Consider the following 16,727-nt stretch of genomic DNA (forward strand, 5'->3'; position numbering starts at 1 on the left):
CTAAATGATGGTAACATCGAAAAAAAGGTAAGATTTAATAAAAACATACTGAAAACATTGTAAAAAAAGAAAATGAAATCGCTCATTTTTAGGGGTTAAATCTTAATTTTTTTAACAAAATATGACGGCTTCTAAAGAAACTCCTGTAAATTTGTAGCCCCTAAATTAAATTGTACAATACAAATTACCCAGTGATTATATCCCATTGAATTAGAATGGTATGTAGATCTGTTACAATCATGAGAAAAACCTACTTTTTAAGTGCACTTTGTGTTATCATGGTGTTCAATACCCTATTGTTTTCAAATACATTTCAGTTATCGGATGTATCAAAACTGAAGACTCTTTTTGTTAGCTCCAATACTTTAGAAGCCTCTATATCTGGGGAAGCTAGTGTGTGTATAGACGATAACCGTCCCAAGGTGACCATAACTGTTCAGGGTGGTGAAGTTCCCTACGAAATTGTATATACTGTAAATGGTGAGGTACTTACTGTAACCCATCACAAACCTGAATATACAATTTTTGTTGAGACCAGCTCCTTAGGGTCCTTTACTTATTCTTTAGTATCGGTAAAGGATAGTACTTCCCCAACTCCTCAAACGCTTCAAGTTGATGAAGATGATGTTACCGTTAAAATTACGGCGGCACCGCAGATTACGGAAATTTCCTTTGACCAAGACGTTTGCTCAGGTGAAGAGGTTATTTTCTCTGCTTTGGTAGACGGGGATGAGCCTCTTATTTACTTTTGGAATTTCGGGGATAATACAACAGCTACAGGTCAAAATGTGAAACATACCTTTAACGGTTTAGGCTGTGGGCAGAAGGAGTATACGGTCTCTTTAACCGTAACAGATCAGAATGGTTGTGCCGTAAGTGAACAGCGAACAATTACTGTAAAGGAAAGACCAGAAATTAACTTTAAAGATGTAACCACTTATTTTCCAGAACAGTATTTTAACAATTGCGGAAAAATTTCAGCAAACAATCCCAATTACACTATAGGAGTAGAAAATTTAACGACATCGAATTGTGTCACTTCTTATAAAATTGATTGGGGAGATAACAGTAGTTCTGAAAATGTAAGTTTTCCTATGGAACACACCTATACCAGCTATGGAGCTTTTGAAATGACTATAACTGCTACAGGTGATAATGGTTGTGAAAGCACAAAAACCTACACGGTTAAAAATGTATCCAATCCAGCAGGTGGGATTTCGAGCCCCGGTGGTACACAAAATATTTGTGCTCCTACCGAAGTAATCGAATTCCTTATTTCCAATTGGGGTGCTAATTCCTTAGACACTGAGTATATAATAGATTTTGGCGATGGAAAATCTACAACATATACCCAAAGGCAGATGCAGAACTCAGAGTTCTACAATACGCTAGACCCCTATAATTCAGCAAATTACCCCGTTTTTCATTCCTATGCCGAAACCTCTTGTCCTGGTGAGTATACTGTAAAAATAACGATTAGGAATGCCTGTAAAGAAACAACGGGAACAATTGCGAATATTCTAGTGCTTCAAACCCCAGAGGCCGATTTTATGGTACCAACGGCGGGCTGTACCGATTCAGAAACAATTCTGGAGAATACCACTTCGGTAGGCTATGGTGCAAGTTGTAATAAGTCCATTTTGTATACTTGGGACTATGGGGACGGCAGCCCGGTAGAAGAGCTATTTTCCGATGGTGCTACTAATGGAGATGGGCGACATAATTATAAACTTCCTGGGACATATACCGTTAAGCTAACCGCCGATAATGGGGTGTGTCAGAAAACAGAAATAGAAAAAGAAATTTGTATTGAAGCTCCCTTGGTACCCGACTTCAATATAGACATCCCTCTTGGTTGTGGCCCTTTAGAGATCCAAACAACCAATACAACAGACGATAATGGGCAATGCCAACCAGCCACCTACGAATGGTCGGTAGAATTTTCGAATGATTTTTGTGGTAATGATCCGGCTATCTGGAACTTTACCAACGGAACCGACAAAACTTCCAAAAACCCGACTTTCAATTTTGAAACCGCGGGCACCTATACCATTTGGCTAACCGCTAAAAATTCTTGCGGGGAATTCAAAAACGTTAAGGAGGTACAAGTTACAGCCCCGCCTCAAGTCAGTATAAACCCTATATCCGATAGCTGTGGAACTACTGTAATTAAGCCAACAGCCGAGGTAGACCACTGTAGCCCTCTAATAGACCAAACCACCTATCTATGGGAATTTCCAGGAGGAAATCCATCGACCTCCAATCTGGCCACCCCTCCCGAAATAACCTATGATACTCCGGGAGCATACGAGCTGTCTTTAACCGTTACTAACGCATGTGGTTCAGAAACAACCTCTGAAAAATTTATTATTAACCCTATTCCCGCCCTTACCAATACCACCCTACAACAGGAAATATGTTCTGGCAATACTATGGAAGCCATAGCACTAGAATCATCCACGGATACTACAACCTTCAACTGGACCTCTACAGCAACATCTGGAATATCGGGACATGAAAGTTCGGGAAATGGAAGTGAAATTCCAGCTGCAACCTTAACAAATAGCAATAATACCGTAGGTTCGGTAATTTATACCATCACTCCAGAAAGAGAAGGATGTATTGGGCAACCGGTAGATTATTCTATAACCGTAAATCCTAGTCCATCTATAAATCAGCAACCCATAGGGGAAACCCTTTGCCAAAATGGCCCTAGTCCAATATTAGAAATTGGGGTTGCCAATGCAATTTACCCGGTACAATACCAATGGTTTGAAAACGATAGTGAAAACTATCTAGGAGCGCAACCAATTATCGGAGCAGTCAGTAGCACCTACGAGGTACCAACTACAGCGGTAGTTTCCAAGTACTACTTTTGTGAAATTAGCTTTGCCCAAGGTAGCTGCGATGCCCAGAGAAGTGATATAGTGATGGTGGCCATACAGCCCCAACCAGTAATTACAGGACAACCAGCGACTAACCAAGAATTGTGTATTGGTGGAGCATTGACGGAGGCACTTCAGGTGACTTATAATGGCGGGGAGGGAACTCCCTTGTTTCAGTGGTTTAAAAACACCAATAATAGCAACAGTGGGGGCCAAAAAATTATTGGAGCTACTTCCGATAGCTATACACCCAGCGTTTTTGAAGCAGTAGGCACTTATTACTACTATTGTGAAATTGGTTTCGATGGAAGCGGATGCGGCAATGTCACCAGTGAAGTGGCATCGGTGACTGTAGTCCCAGATCCCGTCATTAACAAACAACCTTTGGCCAGCCAGACCTTGTGTCAGGATGCCAACCCTGCTCCTTTAACCATAGACGTTTCTGGAGGAGTCAATACCTCTTATAGCTATCAATGGTATAGCAATACCACCAATAGCAACACTACTGGTACGCCGCTTAACAATGCCACACTAAGTAGCTTTACCCCATCTACCAATGTTGCAGGAACCGTGTATTATTATTGCGAAGTAACCCAGGCAGCCGGTGCCGGGTGTGCCATAAATAGTGAGGTAGCTGCCATTGAAGTAAAAGAATCCCCTATTATTGACCAACAACCACAAGGTAGTGCAGTCTGTGTTGGTGGGAGTCCTACTATTTTGGAAGTAAGTTTTAATAATGGGCTAGGCTCGGCCAGTTATGAATGGTATAAAAATTCAGAGAACAACACCACTACAGGGGCTGTAATTCCTGGAGCTACTAACCCAACTTACCAACCTGTGGCTAGCGAACCGGGAACTACTTATTATTACAGCATAATCAGTTTATCGGAGGGTGGTTGTAACTCCATAACCTCCCAAACTGCGATGGTAGAAGTTACCCCTCAGCCCATAGTGACTTCTCAACCCAAGGCGCAACAACAATTGTGTGTTGGTGGCGTACTAGAGAACCCATTGGAAGTAGCTTATAGCGGAGGTTCGGGTGAGGCCACATACCTATGGTACCAAAACACTGAAAACAACACTACTAATGGCAGCCCAATAGTAAGTGCTACAGTTAGCAGCTATGAGCCGCCTTCTTTTAACAGTCCTGGTGACTATTATCTATATTGTATTATCACTTTTAAGGGCAGTGGTTGTACTAGTATTGTTAGTGAAATGGCCCAAGTTACTGTGGTTCCCGATCCCATTATCGACAAACAACCTTTGGCCACCCAAACCTTGTGCCAAGATGCCACCCCTGCTCCTTTAACTATAGAGGTTTCAGGAGGAGTCCATACCTCTTATAGCTATCAATGGTATAGCAATACAAGCCATAGCAATACTGGAGGCACGCTACTTAACCAAGCTACACAAAGTAGTTTTATTCCTTCCACCAATGTTTCAGGAACTGCGTATTATTACTGTGAAGTAACCCAGGCAGCCGGTGCAGGGTGTGCCGTAAGCAGTACTGTGGCTATGATTCAGGTAAACGATGCGCCAACCCTAACGGAACAACCACTATCTTCTACACTTTGCCTTGGCGAGACCGTAGATGATCTAAAAATTTCTTTTGCCAATGGGGTTGGAACGCCTCAATACCAGTGGTATAGTAATACTGTAGATAGCAGTAGTAATGGAAAACTAATAGCGGGTGCTACTTCGGCAAGCTTTTCTCCAAACCTAAGTGCAGTAGGCACTACTTATTACTATTGCGAATTGGTTTTTACCAGTGGTAGTTGTGCTAAGGTGACTTCAGAGATTTCAAAAATCAGCATTCTTCCAATTCCTGACATTCAGAATTTTACCGAAACTATTTGTGGTGGGGCTTCCTTTAAAATTACACCAGAAAATGCTACCCACGGAATTGTTCCCCAAGGAACTACCTATAGCTGGTCGGCTCCGGTTTTCAGTACTGATGGAGCCATTGTTGGGGCCTCAGCCTCCGAAGGCTCTCAAAACAATATTACTCAGACCCTAAGCAATATTACCGAAAACCCCGTTACAGCAACCTATACGGTATACCCAAAATCGGGGCGCTGTGAAGGTCTTCCCTTTGAGGTGGTGATTACCGTAAATCCGGCAATTACAGCCAATGTGGTTACTAAAAATATGAGTTGTCACAGTACTAATGATGCTTTTTTAAGCGCCACCATCACTGTAGGTATTCCTTTTAATACAGGAGCTCCTTATAAAATTTTATGGACTGGTCCAGCGGGATACACGGCATCTACCTCGGAAATTGGCAATTTGAAAGTCGGGACATACACCCTTAGTATAGAAGATGACGGAGGTTGTTCTTATGTGGAATCTTATGAGGTTACTGAACCTGAAGTATTGGCGTTTGATGCTATTTCTTATAGAGATATAAGCTGTTTCGGGTTAAATAACGGAAGTATAGGTCTCCATATACAAGGAGGAACTACGCCGTATACCTTTCAGTGGACAAAAGACAATATACCTTTTTCTACGAGTAAAGACATTGCTAATTTGAGCCAAGGAGCGTATAAAGTGGTCGTAAGTGATTCTAATGGTTGTAGTGCAATCACCCAAGAGTTTACGATAACGGAACCTCCTTTATTAGAGGTATTCCTTGAAGACAGCACAAATATATATTGTTATGGTGCCAAAACTGGGAGTATAGCTATTGAGGCACTAGGAGGAACTCCTTTTCCTTTGGGCCCTAATACAGAACTGTATACCTATAGATGGACTGGACCCAACGGATTTAATAGTACTGATAAAAATGTATCCAATCTTGCCTCGGGCACCTATCACCTTGTAGTTACAGATCAGCAAGGCTGTATGGAAAATCTCTCGGTTACTTTAAGTCAGCCACAAGCCATTGCAGTAAAAGTCACCACTACGGATCTTAGTTGTTACGAATCCAACGATGCTTCTATTAGCTTAGACATCGATGGAGGAACTGCGCCATATGATATAAAATGGAATACGCTAGCCTCCGGTAATTTCCAAGATAATTTAGCGGCAGGAACCTATACCATCACCATCACCGATGCCCGTAATTGTAGTAAAGATATAGTCGTAGATATTCCTCAAGCGCCAATTTTCACCACTAGGCCTGTAGTAAAGGAGATATCCTGCTATGGTGCTAATAATGGAAGTATCACCCTGAATATTGTAGGAGGAGAAGCCCCCGTTAGCCTAGAATGGGATGATAATCCTACAGCAGGAAATCAGCGAAACAACTTAGGACCAGGCACGTATACGGTTAGAATAAAGGACGATAAACCTTGTGAGATTGTTAAGACATTTACATTAATAGAGCCGGGTCCCCTTGCGCTTTCTTCACAGATTATAAATGCTTTGGAATGTGATACTCCTAATAGCGGCGCTATAAACCTTATGATTACCGGAGGAACGGCACCTTTCTCTACTATATGGAGCAGCGGCGAAACTTCGGAAGACCTGAGTGCAGTGCCTCCAGGGGATTATCAGGTAAAGGTGGTAGATGCACGTGGTTGTGAAACGAGTGCCATTTTCACAATAAGTAGACCTTCTCCTTTAAAAGTAACCGTTGCAACAGAGACTACCTATGACTGTGATACTAAAATGGTCCGCCAAGATTTTATAGCAGAAGCCTCAGGAGGGGTTCCCCCCTACCAGTACAGTTGGTCTAACAGCATTGAAACGGGAGCTTACAACCAATACATGCATACCAACACCAACGGGATGGTAATCTTAGAGGTACAAGATGCCGCTGGGTGTAAGACCAACTATACTTTTGAGGTAGAAATCCCCAAATTGGGTAATGCCGGTTTTAATACTGATTCTTATGCTTACCAGACCTTTGGGCAGTATTCCATAATGGATCCCATTACTTTTAACAACCAGGCCACCGGCGATTATGAGACTATTAGTTGGGATTTTGGGGATGGGAATTATTCCAATGAAATAACCCCCACCCATAGCTATATGGCAGAAGGAAGTTATATGGTAACTCAAACTGTTCGCTATCCGCTTGGGTGTGAGGAAAAATATAGTACCAGCTTGATTATAGATAAGGGATATCTTTTAATTATACCTAATGCTTTCACCCCCAACAACGACGGTCTTAACGATTACTTTAGACCAAAATCTAAGGGGTTAAAAGAAATAAGCCTATTGATTTACAATACTTGGGGCGGTTTAGTGTATTCAGAATTCGGTGATGATATCCAAGGCTGGGACGGTACTGTTAGAAATCGTCCTACAGAAAACGGCAATTACTATTATAAGGTTAAAGCTAAGACATTTTACGATAAAACTATTATAAAAGAAGGTGGTTTTATAACCATAAAATAACGGTATGCGGAAACAAATTATCACTCTTTTAACGGTCGGATTACTCAGCATTGCGGTTAAGGCTCAGGACCCTGTTTTTACCCAATATTTTTTAATGCCCGAAACCCTTAACCCTGGTTTTTCTGGCTATACGGAAACTACTTATGCTGGCATTATTCACCGTACGCAATGGCCTAATCTCGATTTAAAGATCAATACACAATATGGTTTTATAAACTTTTGGAGCGATGCAATGACCTCTGGCTATGGAATTAGTGTCCTAAATCAGACCGAAAGCACCAATAAATACCGACTTTCCCAAGTGAATGCTAATTATGCGTATCGGGTACAGTTAAATAGGGATTGGTATTTTAGGCCGGGTATTGAGGTGGGCTATGGGATGAAGTCGTATGGGTTTCAAAATTTACTTTTGTCAGATCAAATTAATATAGGCACTGGTGCTATCAATAATTCCTCTATAGACCCTAGTTTATATAGCGATAACATAAAATTTCTAGATATTTCCGTTGGGATGGTCGTTCACAATGACAATGCCTGGATGGGAGTTTCGCTAAAGCATTTAAACAAGCCTAATATTTCGTTAACCCCTGGGGGGCAAGTAGCTTTGGAAACCTTTTTCTCAGCAGCGGCAGGGTATAAATTTTATATTGATGATTATATAGATGTTCGCCTATTTCCGTATGAAACTTATATGATGCTCAGCACCAATTATATGGCCCAAGGGGCCTTTAATCGTCTAGACTTAGCGGCTTCCTTAATTTTCGATCGCTTTTTTCTAGGAACTAGCCTAGTGACTAACCCGGCCTTGAATGGGGATCACAATGAATTGGTTACTTCTTTAAATCTCTTTGGGGGATTACAAATTGACCAGCTAAAATTTGGTTTGTCTTATGACATCAACACTACAAGAATTAAATCTACTGGAGGCGTTTATGAACTTTCGTTAACCTATCAATTTAATTTGGACAGGCACTGTTTTGGATGTCCTGATTATTAAAGTTAGAGCAAGGGTTATTTGTGATAGCCCTAAACAAAGCAAGAGGCCTTTAATTCGGGGTATACTGTTGATTTAAACCCCTAACGGGTACTGCGATCTATGAGCACCTCATCAAAGGCGTACCTCACTGTCTAAAAAGTAAAAAAAGCCCTATAGCATTAGGTCACTGGCAAGGTTCTTCAAATCGTCTAGCAAAGAGTCCCACAGATTTTAAAGAAGCACAGGGCGGTAATAATGTTTTCCACTTCCGCTGCCCTAAGCTAAATTCATTGCTTAGCATTAACGCTACAATTTTTATCGATTAGGTTAAATTAATCAACTTTAAAAATATAATCGATAAAAAGCTATTAAATTCGGTTAAAATGCAAAAATAATTTTCTAAATATAGATTATCTCCTTATATTTAAGGTTCATTGTAACCTCACCTTAAAATGAAGGTCCACTATTCAATATGGCGCAAAAGTAAAATTACCATTACGGTAATTGCCTTTGCCATGCTAATCCTTGGAATTGAAAAGTCGTGGGCTCAGGAAGTAACCACCACCATTAACCTTGTGCTGTCAGATGTACTTTCTATTGATCCAGGAAGTGCTGCTATTGATGGTACGGTAGATTTCCATTACGAAAATGTGAACGATTACAATTCGGAAAAAACAGCCACCGTCCCCAACAGTCTCATTATTACTTTTACAAAGCCGTTCGACTTAAAGGTGAAGGCCAATGGGGAGCACTTTGAAAATGGTGCTCATTTGATTCCGGTAAATGTGTTGACCGTTAAAGTGAATGAAAGTTCTAAAATAAAAGGAACCTCCAATCCTATTGTTATCTCTACTCAAGATCAGACCTTGATTAGTAGTGCAGGGCGCGGCAGTAAATTAAACTTAGATTTAGATTATAGCATTCCCGAAGCCCGATCCGCTTCTACGGATATCCTTGGGAAAGCAGCTGGAAAATACACACAAATGATAACGTATACGGTATCTGCCCTGTAGTTTTAAAATCATTCTAATACTTCAGAACTATTTTCGCAATCCCCCTAAACTAAACCGGCAGCAATGTTCATAACAGCTACTTCATTCTAGTGACAACAATACCGAAACCTTCAATAACTATTTATTTTAAGATATTGTGGGACGAGTACTAGTCTCGGATATTCCCCTAATCCCATCAATCGCCCATAATACAAGCTGCATTGAAGGGCCTGTACTTATCAATAACTCCCCAAAAATACAGCGCCTCTTTATTAAGAGGCAAAACAGGGATACCCAACTATTTTAAACCCCTCTTATTTTCTTGTAGTTATTTTGCTACAACGATACGCAAGTGTCTACTACAAAACGAAGTGATAAATCGATATATCTTTGAGCTTTTACTAAAGTAAACTTCAAATAAAATTAACCTTTTAGATTAAATAATATGAAAAATCAACTGGCTGGAGCAGGCTTAGCTCTTGGTGCAATAGTATTAGGAACTAATTATGCGCAGGCGCAAGAAACAGCCACTTCTGCGGTAAATATTAATATGGAAGATGTAATCTCAATTGACGCTGGAAGTTTGGCTAAAGATGGAGAAGTCAACTTTTACTACAATACGGCAGAGGACTATCAGACTACACAAACTATTACGATTGCCAATAGCTTGATAGTAACTTCAGCGAAAGAGTTTGATATTAAAGTAAGGTCGGGAGGTAAGGACTTTGAAAATGGGGAGAATACAATCCCAGTAAAAGTATTGACTATAACCGCGAAAGGGGGCACTATGGAGGGGAAAAAAGAAAGTATTAAAATAGGACACACTGATAAAAGTCTTGTTAAAAAGGCTCCCTACGGAAGTAAGCTGACGCTCGACCTAGATTATGAAATTGCTGGAAAAGACGCATCCAAGGAAATTTTAGGGAAACCATTAGGCACATATACCCAAACAGTAACTTATACTGCTTCGGCTAGCTAAAGCCAACAATATAATTTTTGAGTTTAGGGACTCCCTTGGTGGCTGTAATTCCTGTCAAGGGAATCTGTTTTTTATAATAATTTTCGTAATTGTAATTAGCCATTGTTATAGGTACTTTACTTAAATAATGTTTCCTTTAAAAAAAGGGAAAATGAAGTGTGAACCTAATAAAAATTAATCACCTAGTAACCGTTGTTTTATATGTGAAGTAATTTCTTACAGTCGGTTTTAAGATTTATATATAGCTCCCATTTTTAATCACAATTGAAATGACCATCTACCGATTAAATAAGAAGGAGTGAATTACCATCACGGTAATTGCTTTTGCCATGCTAATCGTTGGAGTTGAAAAGTCGTGGCTCAGCAAGTAACCACCACCATTAACCTTGCGCTGTAAGATGTTATTTCTATTGATCCGGAAAGTGCTACAATTGATACTACGGTAGATTTTCAAAACGAAAATGTAAACGATTACAATTCGGAAAAAACAGCCACCGTCCCCAACAGTCTCATTATTACTTTTACAAAGCCGTTCGACTTAAAAGTGAAGGCCAATGGGGAGCACTTTGAAAATGGCGCTCATTTAATTCCGGTAAACGTGTTAACCGTTAAAGTGAATGAAAGCTCCAAAATAAAAGGAACCTCCAATCCTATTGTAATATCCACTCAAGGTCAAACCTTGATTAGTAGTGCAGGGCGTGGTAGTAAATTAAATATAGATTTAGATTATAGCATTCCCGAAGCCAGATCCGCTTCTACGGATATCCTTGGGAAAGCAGCTGGAAAATTCACCCAAATGATCACGTATACGGTATCTGCCCTGTACTTTTAATATTATACAATACCACAGAACTATTTTCTCAATCCCCCTAAACTAATCCGGCAGCAGGATTCTTAACAACGTCTTCATTTTAGATACTACACTACATCAATTTCTAACATCTATTTATTTTAAGGTATTGTGGGACGAGTACTAGTCTCGGAAATTATCCTAATCCCATCAATCACCTTAATACAAGCTACACTGAAGGGCCTGTACTTAGTAATAACTCCTTAGAAATACAGCACCTCTTTGTTATGAGGCAACACAGTGATGCCCAACTATTTTAAACCCCTCTTATTTCCTTGTAGTTAATTTGCTACACGCGAATCCAACATCTACTACAAGGAAGACGCTACCTCCTGCCTACCTTTGTAGTGTCCAAACAAAGAAAAAGACAACAAAAAATTAATAAATACTAATAAACCCAAAATCATGAAAAAACAAATTATCACCGCAACTTTAGCTCTTGGAGCAATTTTATTAGGAACTAACAATGTACAGGCACAAAATGCCACAGACAATGCTACAACAACAGTCAACATCACCCTTGAGGATGTAATTTCTATTGATGTTGCATCAGGTACCGAAGTTGTTGACTTCAACTACCCAACAGCAGCCTCTTACAACCAAGACCAAACAGTAAGTAAGGCAAATAGTTTAATTGTTACTTCTACAAAGGCTTTTGACATTGAGGTTAAGGCGGATAAGGCCACCTTTGAACATGCAACGATAACTACTGCCTTTATCCCTGTAAATGTTCTTACTATTAAGCCAGTTACTGGTGGTAGCATGGGTGGAACTCCAGCAGACGTGAATTTATCAACTACAGATCAAACTTTGGTTTCAGCGGCGCCTGTTGGAAGTGCTGTTACTTTGAATTTAGATTACTTTATTCCATTAGCTAAATCCTCTTCTTCGGACATTTTAGGAAAACCTTCTGGTAAGTATACAACAACTGTAACATATACTGCAACGGCTAATTAAGCACTACAGCACAAACGATAAATTTAGGGATTCCCTTGGTTGCGGTTACTGTAACTTTGGGAATCCTTTTTATTTGACACAAATCATAACATCAGAAAAAACATCCAAAGTGACCATTTTGCCGATCGACAGTTTTTTTCATTTTTATCAAGATCGTTTTCATCGGCTTTAGCGAATGGCAGCTTTCTATACCGAACTAATCCTTCCACTTTTCTATTAGATTACCCATTAGTATATCACTAGGTAGTACAGAGCTTGGGATACATTATAAGAAAGGGCAACACAAATTAAATATGCGCCCTAGTCAGCTACAGCAACATTGAGGTCACATTTGAAAACGGCACGTTTAAACAGCAGATAAGGACACCATTAAATTATATCTGCATCCTTTGCCTGTAGTTATTTTGCTACACGACATTACAACATCTACTACAAGGAAAACTGAATACCAACCTTATCTTTGCAGTGTCGAATAATAACAACCGACAATTAAAAGTTAAAAACCCCTAAATCAAAATATCATGAAAAAACAAATTATCACCGCAACCCTAGCTCTTGGAGCAATTGTATTTGGAACTAACAATGTAATGGCACAAAATGCCACAGACGAGGCTACTGCTACAGTAAATATTCAGTTAGCTGATGTGATTTCTATCGATCTTGGAAGTGGTACAGAATCAGTTGACTTCAAATACCTTACTGCAGCATCTTATAATACTACTCAAACAATAGAAAAGCCTAATAGTTTAATCGTTACCTCAACCGAAAGTTTTAATATTAATGTAAAAGCTGATGGCCTAAACTTTAAAAACGGAACAGAGGAAATTCCAGTAGGTGTCCTATGGATTAAACCAGCTACTGGGGGAGAAATGGATGGAAATCAGGTAAATGTGAATTTATCTAACAGTGATCAAGCTTTGGTTACAGGTGCTTCTTTGGGAAGTGAAGTGGTCTTGAATTTAGATTATGAAATTCTTGGAACCGACGCTGCAACAACAATCTTAGGAAAAAAACCTGGCACTTATACCCAAACGGTAACATATACTGCGACAGCAATATAATATAGACTTAATATTTAAAAATTCCCAGAGTTACATATTTACTGTAATTGTGGGAATCTTTTTCATTAAAATCCTTTAAGATTATGCGCAATTTCTTTCTTCTTTTCGTTTTGATAGTTGGTTCGGTTTCTGCACAGGGCGTGTCTATGTCTCCCACCCGTTTGTTTTTTACTGGAAATCCAGGAGAAACCGTTACAGAGCTAGTCACCTTACACAACAGTTCTAACAAGGATTATGTGCTTTCTGTAAATTACATGGATTGGAAAAGAGAAGCAGATGGGAATAAAGTCTATTTTAAGCCAAATACTTTAGACCATTCAAATTCTTCATGGATATCTACTTTGGAGAACAACGTTAGTGTTCCTGCTGGCGCGACTATGGAAGTGCTAGTTACTATGCAGGTTCCAGAAGATGCATCCACAACTGAAGTAACCAATAGTATGTTGTTTTTCACTCAGCTACCTACGCAAGAAGATAAAGCAACCTCTAGTAGTACTGGACTAGGAATAGTTACTTTGTTTGAGTTTGGCTTACATGTGTACTATACGCCTCCAAGTAACAACTTAAAAAGCCTAGAAATCACCAATATTGAGGAGATTACAGCTGCAGCCAGTAAAAAAGCAGCCATAAGCATCACCAATGATGGTAACGTTATAAACGATGCTACCGTAGAATTTGAGCTTATTAATACCGAAACGGGCGAAGAAATAAAATTAAAGCCCATATCTATTTCCATGATGCCTCAAAGCCATCAAATGGTCCAATTTACCTTACCAGAGGCTATTTCTGGGAATTATCTTGGCGTAACCATCATTAAAATGGCAGGGACTAGTGATTTGCGCGTGGGTGAAAAATCCTTTAGCTTCTAAAGCATACATTGAACCCCCAAACCCCTATAGCGACAACTATTTATAGGAAAACAACCCCCTTCTTGGTCATTGTTCTTCTAAATCTCTCGTTTATATACGGTCAAGACTCTAGGGAAATTGAGGCTTATTTTGAAGTCGATAGCGTAGCCATTGTTAAGGGCGCTACCTTTATAAATTTCTTTGTAGTAAAAAACACAGGCTCCTCGGAAATAACAGTTCAGGATTTAGCCCCACAAGAAAAATATCCTGGCTTACTCTTTTATCCAAAGGCAACTTTCAGCTTGACTCCTGGAGAAGAAAAACGCTTGCCTCTAAAATTTATTGCCAATTTAGATTTTATGAAAATGTCCTCTAATAAGGTAGCGTTTTCTTTTTCCTACACCTCCTCTACTACTTCCAAAAACGTAGCAACTTCTTTCAACATCAAAAAAGAGGACGACCGATCTATTGCTATTTATCCGTTTTCGAGAGAAAACCACCTAAATCCTGCACTCCCGGAATCGTCCATACTACTATTCGTACAGAACAGAGGCTATTCCAAACGAAGCATAAGGTTAGATTTTCAATCCCTTCCTGAGGGTTTGGAGATTACACCAAAACAACAAACGATATCTTTAGAAGGTTTGGAAAAACGTATGGTGGAGATTAAAGTCGCACCCCGTAAACAAAATGTCCTTTTCCCAGACTACAATATTCAAGTAAATGCCACCGATTTAATGGACAATAAAAACGTGGGTAGCAGCCATATCCAACTAGTGGTGTTATCCTCTAACCGGCAAATTGCAAGAGGAATGGACGCTGTTAGAGGAAATAACTTCGCAGAAATAAATTACAACCAAAATAGTTCTGGGTTTAACTATCTGCAACTAAGAGGAAATACGGAATTCGCAGCAACGGAAAACCTTTATGGTCGGTTTAACCTAAATACAGATTATTATCCACAAGATGGACTCTACAATCTCTATGATACTTGGCTAGAATTGGAACACAAAACAGCTGTAGTGAGGATTGGAAATGTGCAAGGCAGCGATTATGACTTTTCCGTTTCCGGTAGAGGCGGAAAAATAGCGACCGCGCTAGGGGCCCACAGTGAGGTAGAAGTCCTAGCATTAGAAAACAATTACAGCCTTTACGGCACCTATTTTCCGCAAACCGAAGGGGCTAAAATGGCTGGAGCAAAATACAGCTTTGGCAATCCAAAAGCCTTTAATGGGAAGCTATCCTATATTTTTGAACATGATCCTAGACTTTCCATAGACACCCAGGTAGCTAACCTAGCCTCTTCTTTTTCGCTTAGTGAGCAGCACAATTTTAGGGTTGAAGCGGGATTGAGCCAAGAAAAAGGGATACTAAACAAGGACGAAAATACAGGCGCTACTGCGGAGTTGAATTATGACACTAGCATTGGAAACTGGAATTTTCAATCTTTAAATTCCTATGCCACTAAAAGCTATGCGGGGTTAAGCAGGGGGTCCTACTTTTTTAACCAAAGGATTGGCCGTGAATTTTCTGGTAGCAAGCGGGCGTTTTTACTGTATCAGAGCTCCCAAGTGGAACCCGAATACTTAAGCAATCAACAGTCGCAAAATCAACCGGGAGGTTTCGCAAGCTACCCCAAATACTTTCATAGCACAGAGGCCGTGAAACTGGGATATCAATTCTCTGTCCAGAATTGGAACTTTTTGTTTTCACCACAAATTGAACAGCAAAAAAGCGAAAACAATCTTATGGCTCGTGGACTATTGTCCTATAGGCTCCATACCAATATTGGAACCACTTTTGGGGATCATGGAATTAATATTTCCGCAGAATACTCTAATTCCAAAGAAGACAGCAGTGTAGATTGGTTTAACAGCCTTAGAGCCACCTTGTCTTATAGGTTTAATGGGTTTTCGTTAAATGGAACTGCACAGTGGAACCCAACTACTGTAAATGATTTCAACTCTTACTACAATACGGATCAGGAATTTGTTAATTACAACCTCTATTCCTCCTATAATTTCCAGGTCTTAAGCGGTTCTCTTTCAGGGTCGGTATCTGCAGGCGCCAATTATTCCGAGTTGTATCAAAATTTGAGTAAAAATATATCCGGGAATTTAGAATACAAGATCTCCACAAATTGGTCTACTACAGGATATTTTAATTATTCCGATTATGAGTCCATTCAATCTTATGGGTACAGCGGATACAATTATCAATTTAGGGTAGGCGTAAAAAAATACTTTACCGTAGCCACTTCTATGGGCAATCATAAAGTGAGTTTACAGCTATTTGAAGATGCAAATTTTAATGGACTACTGGATTCTGGAGAGCGTGTCTTGGCCAACGAAGTGGTGAAACTGGACAAATATGTGGCCTTGACCGATAAAAATGGAAAGCTTACCTTTCAGAATGTACCCCAAGGCACTTATAAATTAGAGGTAAACCAAAGTGCTGGCGCTAGATTAATGATGGACCCCATGATTATGGTGAGCAGAAATGTAAATCTAAAAGTGGGATTGGTAAAAAACATAAGGGTAACTGGAAAATTAACCGAAATAAGGCAGGTTTATGATTTTAAGGAAACTACGGTTACTGGCATTGTAGTGTATGCCAAAAGCGAAGAGGGACTTGTGCATACTGCTGTTGTAAACCAAAATAGTGAGTTCGAGTTTTTCCTGAAGGATGGGAAATACGACATCTATATTGAAAATGACAAGTACAGCTACATCAACCCTAAACAAACCATAGTGGTGAAAAATACGGATTACACTGAAAGCTTGCTGTTTGAGTACAAGAAGAAAGACACTGAAATAAAGGTGAAAAAGTTTTAAATTT

9 protein-coding genes are annotated in these 16,727 nt (G+C 39.7%); all 9 read left to right on the plus strand.

Translation table 11 applies throughout. The features are described 5' to 3' along the window. Positions 1–239 precede the first annotated feature (239 nt). The 9 genes from KCTC52924_RS04055 (at position 240) to KCTC52924_RS04095 (ending at position 16,723) form a co-directional block, all read left to right on the plus strand. Positions 240–7,226, plus strand: coding sequence for a PKD domain-containing protein (locus KCTC52924_RS04055; protein ID WP_251807060.1), 6,987 nt, complete (start codon positions 240–242; stop codon positions 7,224–7,226). Between the two features lie 4 nt (positions 7,227–7,230). Further along, complete coding sequence (locus KCTC52924_RS04060; RefSeq protein WP_251807059.1) at positions 7,231–8,223, plus strand: PorP/SprF family type IX secretion system membrane protein; 993 nt, start codon at positions 7,231–7,233, stop codon at positions 8,221–8,223. A gap of 431 nt (positions 8,224–8,654) precedes the next feature. Next, the gene (locus tag KCTC52924_RS04065; protein WP_251807058.1) at positions 8,655–9,215 is read left to right on the plus strand and encodes a peptidoglycan-binding protein LysM; all 561 of its coding nucleotides are present in this window, start codon (positions 8,655–8,657) and stop codon (positions 9,213–9,215) included. Positions 9,216–9,639: 424 nt separating this feature from the next. Further along, a complete protein-coding gene (locus KCTC52924_RS04070; protein ID WP_251807057.1) occupies positions 9,640–10,173 on the plus strand; it encodes a peptidoglycan-binding protein LysM in 534 nt (177 codons plus the stop codon). A 544-nt stretch (positions 10,174–10,717) separates the two neighbouring features. Continuing rightward, a complete protein-coding gene (locus KCTC52924_RS04075; protein ID WP_251807056.1) occupies positions 10,718–11,005 on the plus strand; it encodes a hypothetical protein in 288 nt (95 codons plus the stop codon). Positions 11,006–11,428: 423 nt separating this feature from the next. Further along, positions 11,429–11,980: a peptidoglycan-binding protein LysM gene (locus KCTC52924_RS04080; RefSeq protein WP_251807055.1), complete on the plus strand. Its 552-nt coding sequence runs from the start codon at positions 11,429–11,431 to the stop codon at positions 11,978–11,980. 521 nt (positions 11,981–12,501) lie between these two features. Next, entirely contained in the window at positions 12,502–13,041 is a 540-nt protein-coding gene (locus tag KCTC52924_RS04085) for a peptidoglycan-binding protein LysM (protein WP_251807054.1), read from the plus strand. Positions 13,042–13,124: 83 nt separating this feature from the next. After that, on the plus strand, positions 13,125–13,910 hold the full coding sequence (locus KCTC52924_RS04090) for a hypothetical protein (protein ID WP_251807053.1): 786 nt from the start codon (positions 13,125–13,127) through the stop codon (positions 13,908–13,910). An 8-nt stretch (positions 13,911–13,918) separates the two neighbouring features. Continuing rightward, complete coding sequence (locus KCTC52924_RS04095) at positions 13,919–16,723, plus strand: hypothetical protein (protein ID WP_251807052.1); 2,805 nt, start codon at positions 13,919–13,921, stop codon at positions 16,721–16,723. Positions 16,724–16,727: the final 4 nt, after the last annotated feature.

This window comes from Arenibacter antarcticus (assembly GCF_041320605.1).
GTDB lineage: Bacteria > Bacteroidota > Bacteroidia > Flavobacteriales > Flavobacteriaceae > Arenibacter > Arenibacter antarcticus.